Source organism: Mesorhizobium sp. M1A.F.Ca.ET.072.01.1.1, assembly GCF_004023325.1.
GTDB lineage: Bacteria > Pseudomonadota > Alphaproteobacteria > Rhizobiales > Rhizobiaceae > Mesorhizobium.
Genome location: NZ_RZSF01000091.1, coordinates 1 through 20,613 on the forward strand (window position 1 = coordinate 1; position 20,613 = coordinate 20,613).

At 65.1% G+C, this 20,613-nt stretch carries 16 protein-coding genes and 1 pseudogene; 7 read left to right on the forward strand and 10 right to left on the reverse strand.

The features are described from left to right. The first annotated feature begins 141 nt into the window (after positions 1 to 141). The 3 genes from EOA32_RS15075 to EOA32_RS15085 all read left to right on the forward strand — a co-directional run bounded on the left by EOA32_RS15075 (position 142) and on the right by EOA32_RS15085 (position 4,535). The gene (locus EOA32_RS15075) at positions 142 to 2,517 is read left to right on the forward strand and encodes an aldehyde dehydrogenase family protein (protein WP_128372169.1); all 2,376 of its coding nucleotides are present in this window, start codon (positions 142 to 144) and stop codon (positions 2,515 to 2,517) included. A 201-nt stretch (positions 2,518 to 2,718) separates the two neighbouring features. Further along, on the forward strand, positions 2,719 to 3,450 hold the full coding sequence (locus EOA32_RS15080; RefSeq protein ID WP_128372170.1) for an SDR family oxidoreductase: 732 nt from the start codon (positions 2,719 to 2,721) through the stop codon (positions 3,448 to 3,450). A 239-nt stretch (positions 3,451 to 3,689) separates the two neighbouring features. Continuing rightward, the gene (locus tag EOA32_RS15085; protein WP_095831147.1) at positions 3,690 to 4,535 is read left to right on the forward strand and encodes a fumarylacetoacetate hydrolase family protein; all 846 of its coding nucleotides are present in this window, start codon (positions 3,690 to 3,692) and stop codon (positions 4,533 to 4,535) included. Positions 4,536 to 4,716: 181 nt separating this feature from the next. On the opposite strand, the gene EOA32_RS15090 is transcribed toward EOA32_RS15085, so the two are convergent. From EOA32_RS15090 to EOA32_RS15115, 6 genes are all read right to left on the reverse strand, one after another. Beyond that, positions 4,717 to 5,715 (reverse strand): ABC transporter ATP-binding protein, encoded by a 999-nt coding sequence (locus EOA32_RS15090; protein ID WP_066996130.1) that lies wholly within the window; start codon positions 5,713 to 5,715, stop codon positions 4,717 to 4,719. Positions 5,716 to 5,730: 15 nt separating this feature from the next. Next, positions 5,731 to 6,792 carry a Gfo/Idh/MocA family oxidoreductase gene (locus EOA32_RS15095; RefSeq protein WP_128372171.1) on the reverse strand — a complete coding sequence of 354 codons (1,062 nt, stop codon included), beginning with the start codon at positions 6,790 to 6,792 and terminating at the stop codon, positions 5,731 to 5,733. After that, positions 6,789 to 7,628, reverse strand: coding sequence for a carbohydrate ABC transporter permease (locus tag EOA32_RS15100; protein ID WP_066996124.1), 840 nt, complete (start codon positions 7,626 to 7,628; stop codon positions 6,789 to 6,791). Before EOA32_RS15100 ends, EOA32_RS15095 begins: the two co-directional genes overlap by 4 nt. 8 nt (positions 7,629 to 7,636) lie before the next feature. Then, positions 7,637 to 8,566, reverse strand: a complete 930-nt coding sequence (locus EOA32_RS15105; RefSeq protein ID WP_066996121.1) for a sugar ABC transporter permease — start codon at positions 8,564 to 8,566, stop codon at positions 7,637 to 7,639. A gap of 228 nt (positions 8,567 to 8,794) precedes the next feature. After that, positions 8,795 to 10,054 (reverse strand): ABC transporter substrate-binding protein, encoded by a 1,260-nt coding sequence (locus EOA32_RS15110; RefSeq protein ID WP_067324040.1) that lies wholly within the window; start codon positions 10,052 to 10,054, stop codon positions 8,795 to 8,797. Between the two features lie 52 nt (positions 10,055 to 10,106). Beyond that, on the reverse strand, positions 10,107 to 11,015 hold the full coding sequence (locus EOA32_RS15115) for an N-acetylmuramic acid 6-phosphate etherase (RefSeq protein WP_128372172.1): 909 nt from the start codon (positions 11,013 to 11,015) through the stop codon (positions 10,107 to 10,109). 200 nt (positions 11,016 to 11,215) lie between these two features. On the opposite strand from EOA32_RS15115, the gene EOA32_RS15120 reads away from it, so the two are divergent. The 4 genes from EOA32_RS15120 (at position 11,216) to nagA (ending at position 15,152) form a co-directional block, all read left to right on the forward strand. Then, the gene (locus EOA32_RS15120; RefSeq protein ID WP_128372173.1) at positions 11,216 to 12,097 is read left to right on the forward strand and encodes an N-acetylglucosamine kinase; all 882 of its coding nucleotides are present in this window, start codon (positions 11,216 to 11,218) and stop codon (positions 12,095 to 12,097) included. Between the two features lie 90 nt (positions 12,098 to 12,187). After that, complete coding sequence (locus tag EOA32_RS15125; RefSeq protein WP_128372174.1) at positions 12,188 to 12,967, forward strand: GntR family transcriptional regulator; 780 nt, start codon at positions 12,188 to 12,190, stop codon at positions 12,965 to 12,967. Next, the gene (locus tag EOA32_RS15130; protein ID WP_128372175.1) at positions 12,964 to 13,995 is read left to right on the forward strand and encodes an SIS domain-containing protein; all 1,032 of its coding nucleotides are present in this window, start codon (positions 12,964 to 12,966) and stop codon (positions 13,993 to 13,995) included. The genes EOA32_RS15125 and EOA32_RS15130 overlap by 4 nt, the downstream gene beginning before the upstream one ends. Then, a complete protein-coding gene (nagA, locus tag EOA32_RS15135; protein ID WP_128372176.1) occupies positions 13,992 to 15,152 on the forward strand; it encodes an N-acetylglucosamine-6-phosphate deacetylase in 1,161 nt (386 codons plus the stop codon). Before EOA32_RS15130 ends, nagA begins: the two co-directional genes overlap by 4 nt. Before the next feature lie 192 nt (positions 15,153 to 15,344). Here the strand turns inward: nagA and EOA32_RS15140 are convergent, their stop codons facing one another. The 4 genes and pseudogenes from EOA32_RS15140 to EOA32_RS15155 form a co-directional block, all read right to left on the reverse strand. Further along, positions 15,345 to 16,871, reverse strand: coding sequence for a malonyl-CoA synthase (locus EOA32_RS15140; protein WP_066996097.1), 1,527 nt, complete (start codon positions 16,869 to 16,871; stop codon positions 15,345 to 15,347). Positions 16,872 to 16,932: 61 nt separating this feature from the next. After that, entirely contained in the window at positions 16,933 to 17,676 is a 744-nt protein-coding gene (locus EOA32_RS15145; RefSeq protein WP_066996094.1) for a GntR family transcriptional regulator, read from the reverse strand. Positions 17,677 to 17,937: 261 nt separating this feature from the next. Beyond that, positions 17,938 to 18,615 (reverse strand): ribulose-phosphate 3-epimerase, encoded by a 678-nt coding sequence (rpe, locus tag EOA32_RS15150; RefSeq protein WP_066996092.1) that lies wholly within the window; start codon positions 18,613 to 18,615, stop codon positions 17,938 to 17,940. 200 nt (positions 18,616 to 18,815) lie between these two features. Further along, positions 18,816 to 20,613 (reverse strand): annotated as a pseudogene (locus tag EOA32_RS15155) (hypothetical protein); the annotation flags it as partial.

A 20,613-nucleotide genomic window follows, 5' to 3' on the forward strand; every position in this document is an offset into this window, starting at 1 on the left:
GGGTCGCCGCGAAGCGGCGGGGTGGGGGTCGAAAAACAAATCTGCCTGATCCATGCACCAGACCATCAGCCATTCACCCCCACCGCGATCGGCTTCGCCGATCGGCCCTCCCCACAAGGGGAAGGGTAAAGGAGCGACCCCATGAACATCCTCGAACGCTATCGCGCCATGGAGTACGGCCCGGCGCCGGAAGCCCGCAACGAGGCCGACGCCTGGCTCGCCGGCCGCGATTTCTCCAGGGCGCTGTTCATCGACGGCGCCTGGAAGGCGGCGGCAAGCGGCAAGACTTTCGATACCAGCGAGCCGTCCTCCGGCAAGCTGCTGGCGAAGATCTCGGATGCCGGCGCCGGCGACATCGACGCCGCGGTCGCGGCGGCCGCAAAGGCGCTGCCGAAATGGTCGGCATCCTCGGGCTACGCCAGAGCCAAAGTGCTCTATGCCATCGGCCGCGCCATGCAGCGCCATCAGCGCCTGTTCGCAGTGTTGGAATCGATCGACAACGGCAAGCCGATCCGCGAGAGCCGCGACATCGACGTGCCGCTGGCGATCCGCCATTTCATCCATCATGCCGGCTGGGCGCAGACGCTCGAGAAGGATTTTCCCGGCCACAAGCCGGTCGGCGTCGTCGGCCAGGTCATTCCGTGGAACTTCCCGCTGCTGATGCTGGCCTGGAAGATCGCGCCCGCGCTCGCGGCCGGCTGTACGGTGGTGCTGAAGCCGGCCGAATTCACGCCGCTCACCGCCATACTGTTCGCCGAGATCTGCGAGCGCGCCGGCGTGCCGAAAGGCGTCGTCAACATCGTTCAGGGCGGACCGGAGGCGGGTGCCGCCATCGTCAACCATCCGGGCGTGCAGAAGATCGCCTTCACCGGTTCCTCCGAGGTCGGCAAGATCATCCGCAAGGCAACCGCCGGATCGGGCAAGAAGCTGTCGCTGGAGCTCGGCGGCAAATCGGCCTTCGTCGTTTTCGAGGATGCCGACCTCGACAGCGCCGTCGAGGGACTGGTCGACGGCATTTGGTTCAACCAGGGCCAGGTCTGCTGCGCCGGCTCGCGGCTCCTGGTGCAGGAAGGCATCGCGGAGGCCTTCATCGCCAAGGTCAAGGTCAGGATGAGCCGTCTGCGCGTCGGCAGCCCGCTCGACAAGAACACCGACATCGGGCCGCTGGTCGACCCCACGCAGCTCGACCGCGTCAAGGGCCTGATCGCCGAGGGCGCCAGGCAGGGCGCCACTTGCTGGCAGCCGGACGCTGCCTTGCCGACGACGGGCTACTATCACTTGCCGACGCTCGCCACCTCTGTTTCGCCGGCTAATATCCTGGCGCAGGAGGAGGTGTTCGGGCCGGTGCTGGCGACAATGAGCTTCCGCAACACCGAGGAGGCGGTCGAGCTGGCCAACAACACGCGTTACGGTCTCGCCGCTTCGGTGTGGAGCGAGAACGTCAATCTCGCTTTGCATGTCGCGCCGCAATTGAAGGCGGGCGTCGTCTGGGTCAACGGCACCAACATGTTCGATGCGGCCTGCGGCTTCGGCGGCTATCGCGAAAGCGGCTTCGGTCGCGAAGGCGGACGCGAAGGCATGTTCGAATATCTTGCCGCCAAGCTGCCGGTCGGCCCCGCCATCAAGCCGGCCGCAGTCGGCTCAGCGCAGGTCGTCGAGCAGGCTGACGGTATGGCCATCGACCGCACGGCAAAGCTGTTCATCGGCGGCAAGCAGGTGCGTCCGGACGGCAACTACTCGCTGGCCGTCGCCACCGCCAAGGGGAAGCTTGCCGGCGAAGTCGGTCTTGGCAACCGCAAGGATATCCGCGACGCGGTCGCCGCCGCGCGCGCCTGCAAAGCCTGGCCGGACGCGACGGCCTTCAACCGCAGCCAGGTGCTCTACTACTTCGCGGAAAACCTTTCGGGCCGTGCTGATGAGTTCGCTGCACGCCTTGTCCAACTCACCGGCGTGACGGCGAAGGCAGCGCGCGAGGAGGTAGAGCAGTCCGTCGAGCGGCTGTTCCTCTATGCCGGCCTCACCGATAAGTTCGAGGGCCGCGTCCACCAGCCGCCGGCCCGCGCCGTGACGCTTGCGCTGCACGAGCCTGTCGGCGTCGTCGGCATCGTTGCGCCGGACAATCAGCCGCTCCTCAACTTCGTCTCGCTGGTGGCGCCGGCGCTCGCCATGGGCAACGCCGTGGTGGCCGTGCCGTCCGAGCGTCACCCGCTTTTAGCCACGGATCTCTACCAGGTCATCGAATATTCCGACATTCCGGCCGGCGCCATCAATATCGTCACCGGCCGCAGCGCCGAGCTCTGCGGCGTTCTGGCCAAGCACGACGACGTCGATGGGCTCTGGGTGTTTGCCGATGCCGACACCTGCGCCAAGGCGGAGGCCGATTCCATCGGCAACCTCAAGCGCGTCTGGACCGGCAATGGCCGCAGCCTCGACTGGACATCGAGCGAGGCGGCTGGCGAGGCCGTCCTGCGCCGCGCCATCGAGGTCAAGAACGTCTGGGTGCCTTACGGCGACTAAGCGCGTTCCAGACCGGGTCTGGTTTGACGACACTCGCGCCGCAAATTCGGCGCGTTTGCCGCAGGCTTCGAGGCTTGACGCATCGGCATGTGTTCTTTAACCAGAAAAAACAATTGGCCTGCGGAATAGTGGTCAGGCTCGCCTGGCACATTGCATCCCGTCTGGCCGCCACTAAGAAAGCTTGCGACACCGGAGGGAAGCATGGCGGATCTGGCAGGCAAAGTGGTCGTCATCACCGCGGCGGCGCAAGGCATTGGGCGGGCGAGCGCGCTGGCTTTCGCCAAGGCCGGCGCCACCGTTCATGCCACCGACATCAACGAGCAGCTTTTGGCCGAACTCGGCAAGACTTCCGGCATAAAAACCCGCAAGCTCGACGTGCTCGATGACGCGGCCGTCACATCGGCCTTCGCCGAGATCGGCCCGGTCGATGTTCTGTTCAATTGCGCCGGCTTCGTCCATTCGGGGTCGATCCTCGAAATGACGGATGCCGATCTCGACTTCGCCCTGAATCTCAATGTCCGCTCTATGATCCGCACCATCCGCGCCGTGCTGCCCGGCATGCTGGAGCGCGGCGACGGCTCGATCATCAACATGGCATCGCTGGCAAGTTCGCAGAAGGGCGTGCCGAACCGTTTCGTCTACGGCCTGACCAAGGCGGCGGTCGTCGGCCTCACCAAGGCGGTGGCCGCCGACTATGTGGCTGAGGGCATCCGCTGCAACGCCATTTGTCCGGGCACGGTCGAAAGCCCGTCGCTGCAGGACCGCATGCATGCGCAGGGCGATTATGAGGCGGCGCGCGCCGCCTTCATCGCCCGCCAGCCGATGGGAAGGCTGGGCACGCCGGAAGAAATCGCCGATCTCGCCGTCTATCTGGCGGGCGCCACCTACACTTCGGGGCAGGCCTACAATATTGATGGCGGCTGGTCGATCTGACGCCCGTTTCGAAAATTGGGGGCGGTTCGCAGTGGTAGTGGGCGAACAGGAAGATCGGATCGGGTCTACGCGTTCATCGGAAGCATCGAAAAGTCTGAAAAATCCAGCCTGCCGACCGACTGCGCGGAGTCCGCGCTTGCGGGGTACCAGGCTGATGGCTAGGGTCCGCCCGATTTTCGCATGAGGTCGTGGCGGAAAGTTTTGCGAATCGGTCTTTGGCCGCAAGGTGGAGAGAAAAGATGAAGTTGCTGCGCTATGGCGAGGTGGGAAGCGAGCGTCCCGGCCTGCTCGATCAGGATGGCACGATCCGCGACCTTTCAGCCTATGTCGCCGACATCGCCGGGACGGCGCTGCATCCGGCTTCGCTGGAGATGCTGTCGAAGCTCGATCCGAAATCGCTGCCGGCTGTTTCCGGTAGCCCACGCATCGGCGCCTGCGTCGCCGGCACGGGGAAATTCATCTGCGTCGGCCTCAACTATTCCGACCACGCTGCCGAGACCGGCGCCACAGTGCCGCCGGAGCCGATCATCTTCATGAAGGCGAGTTCGGCCATCGTCGGGCCGGACGACGACGTGCTGATCCCGCGCGGCTCGGTCAAGACCGACTGGGAAGTCGAGCTCGGCGTCGTCATCGGCAAGACGGCGAAGTATGTCAGCGAGGACGACGCGCTGGATTATGTTGCCGGCTATTGCGTCGCGCACGACGTTTCCGAGCGCGCCTTCCAGGCCGAGCGCCAGGGCCAGTGGACCAAGGGCAAGTCCTGCGACACTTTTGGCCCGATCGGCCCCTGGCTGGTGACCACGGACGAGATCGCCGACCCGCAGAACCTCAAAATGTGGCTGACGGTCAACGGCAAGACCATGCAGAACGGCTCGACCAAGACGATGGTCTACGGCGTGAAGTATCTGGTTTCCTATCTCAGCCAGTTCATGTCGCTGCATCCCGGCGACATCATCTCCACCGGCACGCCGCCCGGCGTCGGGCTGGGCATGAAGCCGCCGGTGTTCCTGAAGGCCGGCGACGTCGTCGAGCTCGGCATCGAGGGCATGGGCCAGCAGAAGCAGACCTTCAAGGCGGACGAGTAAGCGCAGACCTCGCCTTCTCCCCTTGTGGGAGAAGGTGGCCGCGAAGCGGCCGGATGAGGGGTGTTGGAACGATCTCTGCGTTGCAGAAGTAAGCGTCGCACGCCGCTGGAGCACCCCTCATCCGTCTCGGCGCTGCGCCCCGATCCACCTTCTCCCGCAAGGGGAGAAGGGGAGGCCGGCGCTACTTCAACACCCTTCCATCTGCCCCGAACCGATACGTCTTCGCCGGATCCGGCGTTGCATAGAGCGTCGCGCCCGGTTCGGCATTGTAGACGCCGAAGATCCGCACGGTGAGCAGCCCGGCCTTCTCGCAGTCGAGATAGAGATTGGTGTCGGCGCCGAGATGCTCGGCATGCACCACCGTGCCTTTCCAGGCGCCGGATTTTGCATCGACGGTCAGATGTTCCGGGCGCACGCCGACGGTCTTCGCCGTCTCGCCAAGCTTGGCGCCGTCGATGAAATTCATCTTCGGCGAGCCGATGAAGCCGGCGACGAATTCATTGGCCGGCGCATTGTAGAGCTCCATCGGGCTGCCGATCTGCTCGATGCGGCCGGCATTGAGCACGACGATCTTGTCGGCCAGCGTCATCGCTTCGACCTGGTCGTGCGTGACGTAGATCATCGTTGCCTTTAGCCGCCGGTGCAGCTGCGCGATCTCCAGCCTGGTGTTGACGCGAAGCGCCGCGTCGAGATTGGACAGCGGCTCGTCGAACAGAAACAGTTTCGGTTCGCGCACCACGGCGCGGCCGATCGCGACGCGCTGGCGCTGCCCGCCCGACAGCTCCGCCGGCCGCCGCTCGAGATAGGGCTCGAGCGACAGCATCGCGGAAGCGATCTTGATGCGGCGCTCGATCTCGGCCGAAGGCGTGCCGGCCTGTTTCAGGCCGAGCCCCATATTGTTCTTCACCGTCAGATGCGGATAGAGCGCGTAGGTCTGGAACACCATGGCGATGCCGCGTTTTGCGGGCGGCGTGACGGAGACGTCGTCGCCGTCGATCACCACGCGCCCGGAGGTCGAATCCTCTAGCCCTGCGATCACGCGCAGCAGCGTCGACTTTCCGCAGCCGGACGGGCCGACGAAGACGACGAATTCGCCGTCATTGACCTCGAGGTCGATGCCCTTCAGCACCTCGACCGGCCCGAATGCCTTCTTCACGTTCTCGATGTTCAGCGAGCCCACGGCTTCGTCCTTGTTCTAGAGTTTGATTGGCGCGCCGGTGCGCACGCTCTGGTCGGCGGCGAGGCAGACGGCGAGCGACTTCACCGCGTCCTCCATGTGGCGGGTCAGGTCGATGTCCTCGCGGATGGCCTTGAGCAGGAAGGCTTGTTCAAGATCGCAGAGTTCCTGGTGCCCCGGCTCGCCTTCCATCGGCAGCAGTTCGTCCTCTTTGATGAACTTTCCGTCCGGCCCGGTCGCGGCGCTGTGCAGGCGGATGGTCGACGTCTTGGTGTGCGTGTCGATGTCGTCGGACTTAACGCCCTCCTTCATGACGATCGACACAGAGCCTTTGGGCGACATCACGTCCTTCACGAAGAAGGCGGTCTCCGAAACCATCGGTCCCCAGCCGGCCTCGTACCAGCCGACCGAGCCGTCTTCGAACAGCACCTGCAGGTGGCCGTAATTATACATCGAGGGCGCCACTTCATCGCTGAGCCGCACGCCCATGCCGCGCACCTCGACCGGTCTGGCGTCGGTGATCTGCAGCATCACGTCGAGATAATGCACGCCGCAATCGACGATCGGCGGGGTGGTCTGCATCAACTGCTTGTGCGTTTCCCAGCTGTGGCCGGAGGACTGCTGGTTGAGGTTCATGCGGAATACGTATGGCCCGCCGAGCTTGCGCGCCTCGGCGATCAGCCGCATCCAGGACGGATGGTGGCGCAGGATATAGCCGATCACCAGCTTCCTGCCGTTGGCTTTGGCGGCATCGACGACGCGCCTGGCGTCCGCCACCGTGGTCGCCAGCGGCTTCTCGACGAAGACATGGCAGCCGGCCTCGAACGCCCGCACCGCATAGTCGGCGTGGCTGTCGGAATAAGTAGCGATGGCGGCGACGTCCGGTTTCTCGTCGCGCAGCACGTCCTCGAAGGAGCGCCTGATGCGATAGCCCGCGAGCCCATCCGGCAGCGGCACCTCGGAACGGTTGACGAGCGCGGCGATCTCGAAGCCCGGATTGGTGTGATAGGCCAGCGCATGGCTGCGGCCCATATTGCCAAGGCCGGCGACGACGACGCGAAGAGGCTGTTCTGCACTCACTTGACGGCTCCTGACGTGATGCCGCGGATCAGCTGCCGCGAGAAGATGACGTAGAGGATCAGCACCGGCAGGATCGCCAGCGAGAGCGCCGCCAGGATCGCGTTCCAGTTGGTGACGAACTGGCCGAGGAAGAGCTGCGCGCCGAGCGTCACCGTCTTGGTCTCTTCCGACGGCGCCAGGATCAGCGGGAACCACAGGTCGTTCCAGATCGGGATCATGGTGAAGACGGCGACCGTCGCCATCGACGGGCGCACCAGCGGCAGCACCAGCCGGAAGAAGATCGTGTACTCCGACAGCCCGTCGATCCTGCCGGCGTTCTTCAGGTCGTCGGACACCTGCTTCATGAACTCCGACAGGATGAAGATGGCGAGCGGCAAGCCTTGCGCGGTGTAGACCAGGATCAGCGCGGTCAGCGTGTTGACCAGCCCGCTCGCCACCATCAGCTGCAGGATGGCGACGGTGCCGAGGCGGATCGGGATCATGATGCCGAGCGCGAGATAGAGCCCCATCATCGTGTTGCCGCGGAAGCGGTATTCCGACAGTGCGAAAGCGGCCATGGCGCCGAACAGAAGCACGAAGAACAGCGAGGCGACCGTGACGACGAGGCTGTTCTGAAAATAATGCAGAAAGTCGCCCTGGCCGAACACGGTGGTGTAGCCGATCAGGTCGAAGGTTTTCGGCGTCGGCGGCGTCAGCGGCGCGCCAAAAATACCGGCGCGCGACTTGAACGAGTTCATGATGACCAGGATCACCGGGAACAGCGCGATCACCGTGTAGGTCAAAAGGACGGCATGGGCGCCGATGGTCCGGGGAAGCGAATGTGTTGCGGTGCTCATGGCGCGCCTCAGAACTGGTAGCGACGCAGGCGCGTCTGGACGAGGAACAGGTAGACGCAGACGCCGGCGAGGATGATCAGGAACATGATCGTGGCGATCGCGGCACCCATGTTGGGATCGCCGACCTGCAGCTGGAAACCGAAGAAGGCGCGGTAGAGGAAGGTGCCGAGGATGTCGGTCGAATAATTCGGACCGGCTAGCGCCCCTTGCGCGGTGTAGATCAGGTCGAAGGCGTTGAAATTGCCCACGAAGGTCAGGATCGAGATGATGCCGATCGAAGGCAGGATCAGCGGCAGCTTGATCTTCCAGAACTGCGCCATCCCGGTGACGCCGTCGCATTCGGCCGCCTCGATCACCTCGTCGGGGATCGACAGAAGTGCTGCATAGATCAGCATCATCGGGATGCCGACGAACTGCCAGACCGAGACGAGGCTGAGCGCGGTGAGCGCATATTGCTCTTTGCCGAGCCACGGCGTGAACAGGCTCTTCAGCCCGACAAAGTCGAGCAGATGCGGCGCCACGCCCCAGATCGGCGAAAGGATCAGCTTCCAGGCAAAGCCGACGATGACGAAGGACAGGATCGTCGGCACGAAGATCGCGGTGCGATAGAAGGCGGCAAACCGCAGTCTCGGGCTGGAGAGAAGCGCCGCCAATAGGATGCCGATCGGATTCTGCACCAGCATGTGGATGATGAAGAACCAGACATTGTTCCGCAGCGCGTTCCAGAAATTCACCGACCAGTTGGGATCGCCGAACAGCGTGTGGAAATTGTCGAACCCGACGAACACTTGCGCCTGGTTGATGTTGCGGAACAGGGAAAGCTGCAGGGTCCCGAACAGCGGCAGGATCATGACTGCCGTGTAGACGAGCACCGCCGGCGCCAGGAAGACGCCGATATGCCAGCGGATCGGTTTCTTGGGTCGTGTTTGTGCGGCCATGAGTTCGGTCCCCGCCGTCTCTCGGTTCCAGGTCGATGGTGCTTGGCTGATGCCTCGATGCACGGCGGCCTGACTGTCCCCATGATGCGAGGGACAAGGCCAGCGACAGTGCGGCTTCGTCTTCCCGCAAGGGTGAGGGTAAGACCGAGAGGCGGCGCCGACAATCGCTATCTAGATCTGTCCGAAAGCCGGCCGGGCAGCGCCCGGCCGGTTCGAATGGCTAAAGCCTTACTTCGCCGGCTTGTACCAGCTGTCGAGGCCGTCCTGCAGCTTCTTGGCCGCGGCTTCCGGCGTGTCGGTGCCGTTGATCACGTTGGCCGATTCGACCCAGGTCTCGTTCTCGAGGTTCGGCGTGCCGCGCGACAGGATCTGGTAGGTCGAGCGGATCGTCGACTTGCACTTGCCACGCCAGGAGACGAATTCCTGCGCCAGCGGGTCCTCCATCTTCACCGGCGTGTTGTTCAGGCTGAAGAAGCCCGGCAACGCATTGGCGTAGATGTTGGCGAAGTCCGGCGAAGCGACCCAGGACAGGAACTTCTTGGCTTCTTCCGGGTGCTTCGAGGCAGCGTTCAGGCCCATGCCGATATCGGTATGGTCGGAGATGTAGCAGGTGTCGCCGGCCTTCTGCACGGGCGGCGGGAAGGCGCCCATCTTGAACTGCGCCTGGGTGTTGAACAGGCCGATCTCCCAGGAGCCGGCCGGGTAGATGGCGGCGCGGCCGAGCGTGAACAGGTTCTGGCTGTCCGGATAGGTCTGCGCCTCGAAACCGTCGCCGAGATAGGGCTTCCACTTGGCCAGTTCCTTGTAGGGTTCGACCCACTGCGGATCGGTCAGCTTCTGCTCGCCCTTGATCAGCGCCTGACGGCCTTCCTCGCCCTTCCAGTAGTTCGGGCCGATGTTCTGGTAGCCCATGGTCGCGGCTTCCCAAAGGTCCTTCGTGCCCATCGCCATCGGGATATAGGTGCCGTCCGCCTTGATCTTGTCGAGCACGGCATAGAACTCTTCATTGGTCGTCGGCACCTTGAGGCCGAGCTTGTCGAAGGCGTCCTTGTTGTAGATGAAGCCGTGGATGACCGAAGCCATCGGCACGCAGAAGCTCGACTTTCCGTCGTCGGTCTGCCAGGCGGCCTTGGCGACTGGAGAGAAGTTGTCCATGCCGGGCAGCGACGAGAGGTCGGCGAGGTTGCCCTTCTTGAACAGCTCAAGCGACTTGTCGAAGGGGCGGCAGGTGATCAGGTCGCCCGCCGAGCCGGCAGAGAGCTTGGCGCCGAGTGCCGCGTCATACTCGGTCGGCGCCGAGGGCGCGAACACCACCTTGATGCCAGGGTTCTTGGCTTCGAAGGCCGGGATCAGCTTGTCCTTCCAGATGGTCAGGTCGTCGCCGCGCCAGCTCTCGATGTTGAGCGTGACGTCTTCGGCAAGGGCCATCCCGGTGGTGCCGAGAATGCTCGTGCCGATGAGAAGTGCCGTCAGTAGTTTGGTCGTCATGTCCAGTCTCCCTGTTGACCTTTTTCAGGTTCGGTTTTGATGAGAACAGCGGCTAGCGCCCCCTGCTCCCCTCGATCGCGGAAAGCGCCGGCCTGAGCTTCTGGCCGGTTTTTTCCAGTATCTTCTCGGCCGCATCGGCATTGGCAGCACCCGCGGCGAGCAGAATGGCAGTCTTGACGCGGCCGCCGCTCTCTTCGAGCAGGCGCGCCGCGTCTTCGCGGCTGCGTCCGCCGATGGCGGCCACCATGCGCACCGCGCGGTCGCGCAGCTTGATGTTGTCGGCGGCGAGGTTGACCATGTAGCCGTCATGCACATGGCCGAGATGGACGGCAGCGAGCGTCGACAACATGTTGAGCGCGATCTTCTGTGCTGTTCCCGCGCCCATGCGCGTCGAGCCGGCGATCAGCTCCGGCGGCGTCTCGAGCAGGATGGCGACGTCGGCCTCGCCGAACAACGTCGCGCCCTTGTTGTTGGCGATCGCGATCGTCGCCGCACCCCGGCGCCGCGCGTCGCCGATCGCCTGGACGGCATAGGGCGTCGAGCCACTGGCCGAGATGGCGATCAGGCAGTCGCCCTTGCCGATATTGGCATTCGCCACGGCTGCCGCGGCTTCCTCGATATCGTCTTCCGGTCCGCCGGCAAGCGTGCGGAACGCCTCGTCGCCGCCGGCGATCAGGATGGCGATGCGGTCCCGCGCGATACCGAATGTGCCGGGAAGTTCCAGCGCATCGGCGACAGCCATCAGGCCAGAACTGCCGGCTGCCGCGTAGGCGAGCCTGCCTCCACCCTTCAATTGTCTGGCGATAAGTTCGGCGGCCTCGGCAATGGCCGGAATGGCGCCGTGCACGGCCCTGGCGGCCTCGATCTGCGCATTGGCGAGGAATGAAAGGATGGCATCCGGGGTCTGGACGTCCAGCCCCGCGGCGTTCTGATGAAGCGCTTCCGTGCGCGTCTCGACCATCCGCTTTCCTCCAACTGATCGAACAATACCAAAAAAATACCACTTGTCCACATCCCTCATTGCGTTTTCATGCTCCGGAGCGCACCGGGGTCAAATTTCCATGTCCTTTCAATCAAATACGCCTTAATCTTTTTTGAACCGAAATTAACGCTTGGCTATTGGTATTTTATTGGTATTATCCGCGACGAGGAGAAAATCGCGTGAAATTCGTGCTTGGCATCGATGGCGGCGGCACAAGCTGCAGGGCGGCCCTTGCGACCGCCGACGGCGCAGTCGTTGGCCGCGCCAAGAGCGGCGCGGCCAATATCCGCACCGACCTTACCGGTGCGCGCGCAAACATCGTCGAGGCGGCAAGGCAAGCTTTCGTGGCCGCCGGTGAAGATCCGGAGCTGATCCCCGAGACGCCTGCCATTCTCGGCCTCGCCGGAGCCAATGTCGGCACCTACAGGCAGCAGCTGGAAGCGATCCTGCCGTTCAGCAAAAGCCGCGTCGAGACGGATGCCGAGATCGCGCTCGAAGGCGCCGTCGGCTCCGGCGACGGCGCCATGGCGATCCTGGGCACCGGCACCGCCTATATGGCGCGCAAAGCGGGCAAATCCCGCGCCATCGGCGGCTGGGGTTTTCAGGTCGGGGACCAGGGCAGCGGCGCCCGTATCGGCCGCGACCTGCTCGAGCAGACGCTCCTTGCCTATGACGGCATCCGCCTCGGCTCGCCGCTGACGGATGCCATGCTTGCCGTCTTCCGCAACAATCCCGAGGACGTGGTCGAGTTCACCACCAACGCCAAGCCCGGCGACTTCGGCGGTTTCGCGCCAAAAGTCTTCGAGCATGCCGAAAAGGGCGATCTCGTCGCCAATTGGATCCTCGATAAGGCGGTTGCCGATGTCGAGGCTTCGCTGGGCGCGCTCGAACTCGCCGACGACGCGCCGCTATGCCTGCTCGGCGGCCTGGCGCCGCTCTACGCGCCGCGGCTGTCGGCGCGCTATCAGGAGCTGCTGAAGGCCCCGCTTGACGATGCGCTCGGCGGCGCGGTGCAGATGGCCGCGCGCATCTTCGCGGGCAAATCCGGAGGCGCCCGATGAGCGCCGCCGACCGGATTTTCGCTATGCTGCCGGAGGCGCCGCGATGAGCGCCGCCGACCAGATCTTCGCTATGCTGCCGGAGGCGCCGCGATGAGCGCCGCCGACCAGATCTTCGCTATGCTGAAAGAATCCTCGCAGAGCGGAGCGCCGCTTTACCTGCAGCTGAGAAAAAGCATCGAGGAAGCGGTCAATCGCGGCCTGATCGGGCCGGGTGACGCGCTGCCTTCAGAGCGCGATATAGCCAGCAAGGCCGACATTTCGCGCGTCACTGTGCGCAAGGCCGTGCAGGATCTCGTCAAGGGCGGCATCCTCGTCCAGCGCCATGGCTCCGGCACCTTTGTCGCCCCGCGCATGGAACGTGTCGAGCAGTCGCTGTCGCGGCTCACCTCCTTCACCGAGGATATGGCGCGCCGCGGCATGGTCGTGCGCTCGGCCTGGCTCGATCGCGGCCTCTATGCGCCCTCGCCGGACGAGATGATGGTGCTCGGCCTGTCGTCGAGCGAGCTGGTGGCGCGCGTGGCGCGCCTGCGCATCGCCAACGACACGCCGCTGGCGATCGAGCGCGCCGCGATTTCGGCGAGCGTGCTTCCCCACCCCGAAGCGATCGGCTCCTCGCTCTACGCGGCGCTGGAACTGACCGGCAACCGCCCGGTGCGGGCCGTGCAGCGCATTTCGGCCGCCAATCTCGGCGACGGCGACGCGCGCCTTCTCGAAGTGCCGCCGGGGGTTGCCGGTCTGCATATCGAACGTATTTCCTATCTGGCGAGCGGCAAGGTGATCGAGTTCACGCGCTCGATCTACAGGGGCGACGCCTATGACTTCGTCGCGGAACTCCGGCTGACCGGGCCGGGAGAGGAGAGCCGGCCATGATCGCAACCGCCACCCATATGCGGCGCGAGATCGAGGAGATCCCGCAGGCCACCGCCCGCCTGCTCGACGGCTCGGCCAAGGTGCTGGCCGAGGCCGGCCGCGGCCTTCGCGAGCGCGATCCGCATTTCGTCGTCACCGTGGCGCGTGGCTCGTCCGACCATGCCGCCACCTTCATGAAATATGCCGTGGAGCTGACGGCCGGCCTCGCCGTCGCTTCCGTCGGCCCGTCGATCGCTTCCATCTATGGCGCGAAGCTGAGGCTGCGCGGCTCGGCTTGCCTGGCGATCTCGCAGTCGGGCAAGAGTCCCGACATCGTCGCCATGGCCGAAACCGCGAGAGCCGGCGGCGCGCTCACCGTCGCCATCACCAACACCGCCGACTCGCCACTGGCGCGCGCCTCGGATTACGCCATCGACATTCTCGCCGGCCCGGAGCGCAGCGTCGCGGCCACCAAGACCTTCGTCAACTCGGCCGTCGCCGCCCTGGCGCTGATGGCGCACAGCACTGGCGATGAGGCGCTGCTTGCCGCGCTCGCCCGTCTGCCGGAGCATTTCGATAAGTCGATTGCCTGCGACTGGATGGCGCTCGCCACGACGCTCGAGACGCCGCGCTCGCTGTTCATCCTCGGCCGCGGCCCATCCTTCGCGATCGCCAGCGAGGCGGCGCTAAAATTCAAGGAAACCTGCGCCATGCATGCCGAGGCCTATAGCGCCGCCGAGGTCATGCACGGGCCGCTGGCGCTGGTCGGGCCGGGCTTCCCGGTCCTGGCGCTTGCTGCCCGGGACGCGTCGGAGGCTTCGGTGGCCGAGGCCGCCGACAGCTTGACGGCCAAAGGCGCGGCCGCTTTCGTCACCTCCGATAATGCGAAGGCAGCCAGGCTGCTGCCGTATGTCGCAACCGGCCATCCCTTAACCGATCCGCTGCCGCTGATCGTGTCCTTCTATGGCTTCGTAGAGGCCTTCGCTCGCCATCGCGGTCTCGATCCGGATGCGCCACGCAATCTGCGCAAGGTGACGGAAACCGTATGAGCGACCGTTTCGCCCTCACCGGCGCCCGTATCTTCGACGGGGCCGACTGGCACGACGATACGGCCCTTGTCGTCAAGGACGGCGTGGTCGAGGCCATTCTGCCCGCCGGCGCCGTGCCGTCAGGCGTCCCCCATGTCGAGACCGGTGGCGGCCTCTTGGTTCCCGGCTTCGTCGACATCCAAGTCAATGGCGGTGGAGGCGTTATGCTCAACGACCATCCCGATGTCGCCTCGATCGAGACCATCTGCCGGGCGCACGCGCCCTTCGGCACCACGGCGCTCTTGCCGACGCTGATCACCGACACGCCGGCGATCACCGCCGCCGCGGTCGCCGCCGGCGCCGAGGCCGCCCGGAAGAAGGTGCGGGGTTTTCTTGGGCTGCATCTCGAAGGTCCGCATCTGTCCGTCGCGCGCAAGGGCGCGCATGATCCGGCTCTTATCCGGCCAATGACGGACGCCGACCAGGCTGCGCTGGTCGCGGCGCGTCAGGGCTTGCCGGTGCTGCTCACCACGGTCGCACCGGAATCGGTCGAGCCGCCCCGGGTCACGGCGCTGGCCGCGGCCGGCATCGTTGTCAGCCTCGGCCACTCCGACACCGGCTATGCCACGGCAACGGCCTTCGCCGAGGCCGGCGCCACGGTCGTCACCCACCTCTTCAACGCCATGAGCCAGATCGGCAATCGCGAGCCGGGACTGGCCGGAGCGGCGATCGACACCGGCAGCTTCTACGCCGGCCTCATCGCGGACGGTATCCATGTCCATCCCGGCACCATGACGCTTGCACTCAATGCCAAGAAAGGCCCGGGCAAGATCCTTTTGGTCACCGACGCCATGGCGACGATCGGAACCGACATGACATCCTTCACCCTCAACGGCCGCGCCATCTACCGCAAGGACGGGAGTCTCAGGCTTGCCGACGGCACGCTGGCCGGCGCCGATCTAGACATGATTTCCGCCGTGCGCTTTGTCCATCACGTGGTCGGGCTCGATCTCGACGAGGCGCTCCGCATGGCCTCGCTCTATCCCGCCGAAGCGATCGGCCAGGCGCATCGCCTCGGCCGTTTCGCCAACGGCACCGCAGCGGACATTGTCGGGCTGTCGGAAGACCTGGACGTCAAGAATGTCTGGATCGGCGGCGAGAAGGTGTTTGCGGCGTAGGCCTCTTCCTTCGCCATCCTCGGGCTTGACCCGAGGATCCTTGCCGTGACCTCTGCGGTGGGGCGCAACGGTGCAGAATTCTGTAATCGTTGCACGCTTTGGCGTTAAGGCATGGCTTCCAGGGTCTTCCCGGGTCGCTTCGCTCCTTGCTCCGCCCCAAAATGACGAAGCTGCCGGGCGTTTGCACTGGTCCTAGCTCTGCGGTCTGGATTGGTAGATATCCTTAAACGCCTCGCGCAAAACGTTCTTCTGCACCTTGCCCATCGTGTTGCGCGGCAATTCGTCGACGAAGATCACCTGCTTTGGATGCTTGTATTTGGCCAGCCGCCCGGCGATGGCGTCGGCGATATCGGCTGCGCTGATTGCCGAGCCCGGCTTGCGCACCACGACGGCCGTGACGCCTTCGCCGAAGTCGGGATGCGCAACGCCAATCACCGCGCTTTCGGCAACGCCGGCAAGCGCGTCGATCTCGCTCTCGATCTCCTTGGGATAGACGTTGTAGCCGCCCGAGATGATCAGGTCCTTGCCGCGGCCGACGATGTGGACATAGCCGCCGGTGTCGATCAGGCCGAGGTCGCCGGTGATGAAGAAGCCGTCTTCGCGGAATTCGGCCTTGGTTTTCTCTGGCATCCGCCAATAGCCGGCAAAGACGTTCGGGCCCTTCACCTCGATCATGCCGATCTCGCCCTGGGCTAGCGGCTTGCCGCTTTCGGGGTCGGCGACGCGCAGCGTGACACCCGGCAGCGGAAAGCCGACCGTGCCAGCGCGCCGTTCGCCGTCATAGGGATTGGAGGTGTTCATGTTGGTTTCGGTCATGCCGTAGCGTTCGAGGATGGCGTGGCCGGTGCGCTCGCGCCAGGCCTTATGCGTCTCGCTAAGCAACGGCGCCGAACCGGAGATGAACAGCCGCATGCGGCTGGCCGCATCCTTCGTCAGGCCCTGCTGCTGCAGGAGCCGCACATAGAAGGTCGGCACGCCCATCAGCGCGGTCGCGCGCGGCAGAAGCGAAATCACACGGGCCGGGTCGAACTTCTGCTCGAATAGCATCTTTGCCCCGGCCATCAGGATGACGTTGGTCGCGACGAACAGGCCGTGCGTGTGGAAGATCGGCAGCGCGTGGATGAGCACATCATCGCTGCTGAAGCGCCAGTAATCCACCAGCACGCGCGCGTTGGAGGCGAGGTTCTCGTGGCTGAGCATGGCGCCCTTGGAGCGGCCCGTCGTGCCCGACGTGTAAAGGATGGCGGCAAGATCGTCGGGGCCGCGCTCCAGATCCGCAAAATCCGCTGGCTGTAGCGCCGCACGGTCCGCAAGCGTGCCCTGTCCGTCGCGGCCTAGCGTCAGCGTCGCCGCCCCCGCCGATGCGGCAAGCGGTTGCACATCCTTCACCTCTTCCGGATCGCACACGACCAGCCGCGGCTCCGCGTCGCGGAAGAAATAGTCGAGCTCCGGCAGCGTATAGGCGGTGTTGAGCGGCAGGAAGACGGCGCCCGCGCGCAGACAGGCGAGATAGAGGAGCAAGGCTTCAGGGATCTTCTCCGCCTGCACGGCGACGCGATCGCCGGGCAACACACCAGCGGCGACCAGCGCGTGCGCAAACTGCGCGGACCGCGCCAGCATGTCGGCATAGGAAATCGAACGCCCGTCATCCGTCTCCATCAGCACTCGGCCAGGCGCCGGCATGCTGGCGCGAAACGCGTCGAACAGGTGATTGGTCATGTAGTCCCCCGGCGTCGAAAGCTCGGCCAGAGCGAATATCAGATTTGTCAGCGATGGGCAGCTATTTGCGGCCGCGCGCGGCCTTGCCTGCGCGAGCCCGCGGACCGTCGCCTGGGCTGAGCTGCGCCATGCACATCTCCGCCGTCAGCCGGTAGTGACTGAGCAAGGCCTCGACCGCGCCGTCGGCGTCGCCGTCCATGGTCCGCTCGGCAATCGTGCGGTGCTCGCCGAAGTCGTCGCGTTCGGAGCCGGGGCCGCGCTGCGAGATCAGCCGGTAGCGGGAAGCCTGGTCGGAGAGCTGGTCGCAAAAGCCGATCAGCCAATGCGAGCGGCAGGCGCAGATCAGCGCCCGATGAAAGGCGCGGTGCAGCTTCTCCCATTCCGGATTGTTGGCTGCCGGGTCGTTGGGCTGGCGGCGTTCGGCGCGCGCCAGGCGATGCAGCGCGAGCACGAGCTGTTCTTCCCATTCCGCCGTGCGGTGCGCAATGGATTCGCGCAATGCGCGTTCTTCCAGCCAGCACCGCGTGCGGGTGAGCTCCTCCAGCTCGGCCGCGTTGACCGGCATCACGAAGAAGCCGCGCTGGTCGTGGCGGCCGAGCAATCCCTCGGCGGCCAGGCGGTTCAGCGCCTCGCGCACCGGCGAGGCGCCGGCGCCATACCGGGAAACGACCCATTCGACGCGCAGCTTGCCCTCGGCTTCCAAAGCTCCCCGCAGCAAGTCCTCGCGGAGCTGATGGTAAACCGAACTGGCCAGCGTGCTCTTGGCACCCTTGCCTTCGCCCGTATCGGCGTTTCCGTATGGCAATTTGACTCCTGTTGCCGGCCCCTGTTTTGCAGGGTCCCTCGGCCAAGCAATTTCATACGATGTATCTTGCAGCCGAGCACTGCCGCCTAAAAACGTATGATGGCGATATTCGTACTTTAAGACAAGGCGGGGTCAATTATCCAATAAAGTAAAATCCACTTGAAAAAAGGCTGACGTTAGTGCGAGACTTGACATAACTCGGTATACTGAACAGCCCTTAGCTAGCGAGGCGGCTTTGCTAGGAACGCACTGTCGACGTCTTTAACGGGCGGCCTTGTCGGCGGCTGAGCGGATCGCTTCGATATTTGCCCGATAGGTTTCCACTGTGCCGCCTTTGAAAATGGCCGCGCCGGCCACCAGCACGCCGGCGCCGGCGGCCGTCACCAGCGGCGCCGTTTCTGGCGAGATGCCGCCGTCGATCTCGATGCGGATCGGGCGCTCGCCGATCAGCGCCTTGACCTTTCGCACCTTGTCGACGATCGCCGGGATGAAAGCCTGGCCGCCGAAGCCGGGATTGACGGTCATGATCAGGATGAGGTCGAGCCGGTCGAGCACATATTCGATCGCCGTTTCCGGCGTCGCCGGGTTGAGCGAGACACCGGCCTTCTTGCCGAGACCTTTGATGGTTTGCAGCGAACGGTCGAGATGCGGGCCGGCCTCGGCATGCACCGTTATGCCGTCGCAGCCGGCCTCGGCAAAGGCCGCCAGGTAGGGGTCGGCAGGCGCGATCATGAGATGGCAGTCGAAGAAGGTTTTTGTCCGGTTGCGGATCGCCTTGATCACCGGTGGGCCGAAAGTGATGTTGGGCACGAAATGGCCGTCCATCACGTCGAGATGGATCCAATCGGCTCCGGCCGCCGCGACCGCTTCGACCTCGTCGCCGAGCTTCGAAAAGTCCGACGCCAGCACCGATGGTGCGATCAGGGTCTTCTTGCTCATGAAAGACTTCTCCCGGCATCCTCATCGGCGCGCTGGGCTGCGCGCTGGCACGCGGGTCTGCCTAGACCATCGTCCGGCCAAGGGGAAGCGTGTTTTCCGCTTCGCTCGACGGGCGCGCAAAACGCGAGCTGCGATGCGGGAAAGAGAGAACCCGCTGGATTTCTCCGGCGGGTTCGCGGGCGCGGTAGTGATGGGCTGCCTTACTGAAGGTTGTCGGTCGCCGGGTTCCGCTGCAGCCTTGGTTGGCTTCTTGGCACCAACTGCTGCAGGATATTCGGATTGAGCAGCAGGTCCGGATCGATCTCCAAGCCTGGCCGCCTGCGGATCGGGAAGCAATCCGGATACCGGCCGGCCGTTCCGACCGGGCAGCGCCGCCTGATGATCGGCTGGCACATGCCATCGATCATCTCCGAGCCCGGCGCGCATACAGCGTCTTCGAACCTGCCGCATCTACCTTCGATCACTTCGGTGCCGCGTGGACACACGCAGACGCCGCGTTTGTTGAGGAACTGGCCGCGGATGGAGCATGCTTGCGGCTTCCTGACCGGCACGCAGGCTTTGCCCTTCAACGCCGTCCCCCTCGGGCAGACGCAATCGCCATCGGCATTGCGCACCTGGCCACGAATGCGGCATTGGCTGGGCGGCTGCTGCCTGTCGGGCACGCAAGCCTTGGCGGCGCGGTCGACATGCGTGTCCTTGGGGCAGGCGCAGCCATCCGGTGTCGGCACGGCGCCGCGGATCGTGCATTTCGGCGGAGCGACCCGGCAGACGCCGTTCACCAGCTCGCCGCGCCGGCATACGCAATTGCCGTCCTGGTCGCGGTACTGGCCGGGACGCAGCGTGCACTGCGGCTCCTGCGGCTGCTCGCTCTGAACGCATCTGCCGTTTTCCAGCTCGGCGCCGCGCGGGCAGACGCAGCGTCCGTCCTCGGTCCGGATCTGGCCCTTGAGTAGGACGCAGCGCTGCGGCACTGGCAGCGGCAGAAGCTTGGTGCCGCCGGACGAGCACTGACCGTTGCGGAATGTGGTGCCGTCCGGGCAGGCGCAGCGGCCGGCCGAGTTGAGCACCATGCCGCCCGAACACTGGTTCTTGACCTCACGCTTGATTGTGAAGGGGTGGCATGCATAGGCCCTGCCGCGGTCGCCTTGCGCGTTGGCTGGGGCGCGCGACAGCAGATCGCCGCCGCCCTGCACCGGCGTGTTTGGCGAGAGCACCCCGACGCAGTTCTGTCCGCTGACCGTACCCCGCAGAGTGGCAAGGCGCGCGTCGTCGGGAAGGACCACTGTGACATGATGCGTATGGCTTTCGCCGGCGCCCAGCCTCAGATTGGCGATGCAGGACGCCGGCAGCGTCGCCGGCTCCGGCGAGCAGCCGAAAGGCGGGTCGATCGCGGTGATCTTGACACTCTCCAGCCTGCCGAGACCGTCGATGCCGACCGCATCGCCGATGCGGACCGGACCGGAGAAGGCATTCGGCCCCTCATTCGTGATGGTGATCTCGAACGAGCAGGGCGCGCCTGGCTGGCATTCGCTGTCGCCGGTCTTCTCGACGCGGATCGTGGAGGCCCCACCGCCCTTCGCGCAAGCCTGGCCGATCGGATAGACGATGTCGTCGCGGGGCGCCGGCCCAAAAGAGCCGCGCGCGCAGTTCTCGAACGCGTCATTGCCGCCGACCGTCACGTCGAAGTGCCGGCTGGTTCCGGGCGTCATGACGGCGCCGGCAATCTGGCAAGACAGCGTGTTGGCGGGCACTGGCCCGCAGTTCCAGTCGGCGCCGTCCGGGGTCACGGTCCGGACAGCGACCGGCGCGCCGCCCGACACCAGCGTGGCGGCATCGTTGACCCGCACCGGACCGGTGGGGGCAGCAGTGCCGGCATTGGTCACGGTGATGCGGCAGGATACCGAGGACGCACCGGCCAGCGAGCTCTCGCACGCCTTGGTGATGCGCAGGCCGGGCTTGGCGCCATTCGGACGGCGGATGCGCTCGGTCGCGCACGCC